3 protein-coding genes are annotated in these 2,883 nt (G+C 33.7%); all 3 read left to right on the forward strand.

Annotation, left to right across the window (positions count from 1 at the left end; genetic code table 11):
- Positions 1–448, forward strand: a 448-nt coding sequence (locus tag ENL20_12820) for a hypothetical protein (GenBank protein ID HHE39433.1), incomplete at its 5' end; no start/stop codon positions are given.
- A 353-nt stretch (positions 449–801) separates the two neighbouring features.
- Complete coding sequence (locus ENL20_12825; protein HHE39434.1) at positions 802–2,073, forward strand: HlyC/CorC family transporter; 1,272 nt, start codon at positions 802–804, stop codon at positions 2,071–2,073.
- Positions 2,070–2,883: guanine deaminase (locus tag ENL20_12830; GenBank protein HHE39435.1), on the forward strand; the 814-nt coding region annotated here is incomplete at its 3' end. The genes ENL20_12825 and ENL20_12830, both read left to right, overlap by 4 nt.

Here is a 2,883-nt window from a genome sequence, read left to right on the forward strand (position 1 = left end):
GGTTAAAAATGCAAAAATATTAGATTTACATGGACCTCTTGGAATCGATCAGCTTTTTGAAATAATTTCGGAAAATGTTTCTCCTGAAATCGAGATAGATAAAGAAGAAATCTTTACTCTTTTAAAAAACAGACAGGAAGATTGCAATACTGCTATTTCACCTTTTATTGCTATTCCTCACATAATTATCGAAGGCAGCGGTCATTTTTTCTTAATGCTTATCAGGTGCAAAGAGGGTATCAAGTTCACTTCCAAAGAGGATTCGGTAAAAGCAGTATTTGCTTTTATCGGGACAAAAGAAGATAGAGCATTCCATTTGAAAACTTTAGCAGCTATTGCCACTCTAGTTCAACAGGAGAATTTTGAAGAAAAATGGTTGAATGCCAAAGATATTCATTATTTGAAGGATATGGTTTTATTAAGTAAAAGAATGAGATTTATAAAATGAAGCCAAAGGAGAAACAAATCACAAAAAGCAAAAAACAAATTACAAATAAATTAAAATGAAAACCAAAAAGAACAAATTCCCTCAAATAATACGCAAGTAACAAATAAATTACAATGAATACAAAAATTAGAAAATTCCAAAAAAAGATAAAAATCAAATCCAAAAAAAACTATTGCACTAATTTTTCTATTGATTTTTTTGTATTTTGAGATTCATTTTATAATTTGTGGTTTGTAGTTTATGGTTTGCATTTTGTTTTTTTAGGATTTGGGATTTATAATTTGAAATTTGGATTTTATTTATTATTTGTCTTTTGGGATTTGCATTTTTTTTTGATTTAAGAGGTAATTAAAATGTGGATTTTAGCTTTTTTATTGATCATCATATTTTTCGTTTTATCCGCCTTTTTTTCCGGAATGGAAACAGGATTGATTTCTATCGACCGTTTCCGCCTGGAACAAGAAGCAAAGCAGGATAAGAATAAAAAAAAGATTTTGGAATTTCTTGAACATCCGGACAAAATATTTGGGACGACCTTGATCGGGACGAATATTTCGTTAGTGATCGTTTCTTCCTTAACTATTTATCTCATTCATCATTTCGAGAAAGAAAATTTCGAAACGATCGGAACCTTAATTCTGGCAGGTTTATTGCTTATTTTTGCGGAAATTATTCCCAAAGCTCTTTATCGTGATTTTTCCGATAAGATCGTTCCGCGATCATTTCCTCTCATAAGATTTTTCTATCTGGTTCTTAAACCTTTCGTCCGTCTCGTAAGTTATCTCGATACTTTTTTAGCAAAATTATTCAAACTACCTGGAAAAGAAAAATTTCATTTGCTTACCCGCGAGGAGCTTACAGATATACTTTCAGAAGCTGAAGAAGACGGTACATTGCAGGAAGATCAGCGTGAAATGCTGGAAGAAGCTCTGGAATTTACGGAATTGAAAGCCGAAAATGTGATGATCCATCGGACCGAGATTATCGCTTTGGCGAAAGATACTCCGATCGAGAAAGTTATCGCTGTTGCCAAGAAAGAAGGTTTTACCCGTTTTCCGGTATATGGAGAGGATTTGGATGAAATACTCGGTATTCTGATAATTTATGATCTTCTGAAAAAGTCTCCCAGAAATAAAAAAAATCTTTTTGCTATCGATTTTGTCAGAGAAGCCTATTTTGCTCCGGAAACAATGGATGTCGATAAGCTGCTCACAGAAATGCAGACGAACAAAAACAGCATGGCTATCATCGTTGATTCTTTTGGGGGAACAGCAGGAATAGTAACTATCGAAGATATTCTGGAGGAAATCGTAGGTGAGATCGAAGATGAATATGATTCAACTTCCGAAGAAGTAGAGAAAATCAATGAAAATACCTTTCTCATCCAGGGTTTTGTGGAAATTGATTATCTAAATGATGAATTCGGTATGGATCTGCCGGAAGGAGATTATGAAACTATTGCCGGATTGATCATCGATAAATTGGCAAGAATCCCGACCAGAAAGACAAAATTTTCTATTGGGAGCTGGGATGGAGAAATAAAACAGGTAACAGATAAAAAGATAGTAAAAGTGAAATTGATGAAAAAAGGAGATGGGAGAAAGGAAACCGGAGACAAGAAATGATGAAAATTGTTAAGACGAATATCCTGAATCCAATCTCACCTGAAAAAAGCGAATTTTTAAAAGACATTTTTATCTCCATTGAAAAATCCAGAATTGTTTCTATTTCTAAAGAAATAAAAAAAATAGAATTCGAAGATTATTCAGGTTGTATCTGCATTCCGGGATTAATAGATACTCATGTTCATCTCTCACAATTTAATGTGATGGGAAAACACAGCACAAACCTTTTGCCTTGGCTGAATGATCAAATTTTTGCTGAAGAATTCAAATCTGAAGATGAAAATTATGCCGGAGGAGTTGCAGAAAAATTCTTTAAAGCATCTATTAATGCCGGAACTACAACTTCCGTTATTTATACTGCTCCTTTCAAAAAAGCATGCGATATTGCCTTTGAAACTGCTAAAGAATACGGTGTTCGAGCAATAATCGGGAAAACAATGATGGATTGTAATTCTCCTGATTTCCTGCTCGAAGATACGGAAACATCATTTGCTGAAAGCGTTGAGCTTTTTGAAAAATGGAATAAATCAACTCCGCTTCTGGAATACATTTTTTCTCCTCGGTTTGCTCCTGTTTGCTCTTCCAAACTGATGCAAAGAGTTGGAGAATTCGCAAGAAAAAATAATGCTTTTATCCAAACTCATCTTTCAGAAAATACAGATGAGATAAATTTGGTGAAAGGACTTTTTTCTGAATGTAAATCCTACACTGAAGTTTATCAGAAACATGATCTTCTCGGTGATAAGACAATACTCGGACACGCCATTCATTTATCAGATTCCGAAATAAAAATGATCAAAGAAACAAACA

The organism is Candidatus Cloacimonadota bacterium (genome assembly GCA_011372345.1).
Lineage (GTDB): Bacteria > Cloacimonadota > Cloacimonadia > Cloacimonadales > TCS61 > DRTC01.

Excerpts from the sequence above, each read along its gene's own strand:
- ENL20_12825 (HHE39434.1), top strand. The coding sequence starts at position 802 with ATGTGGATTTTAGCTTTTTTATTGATCATCATATTTTTCGTTTTATCC.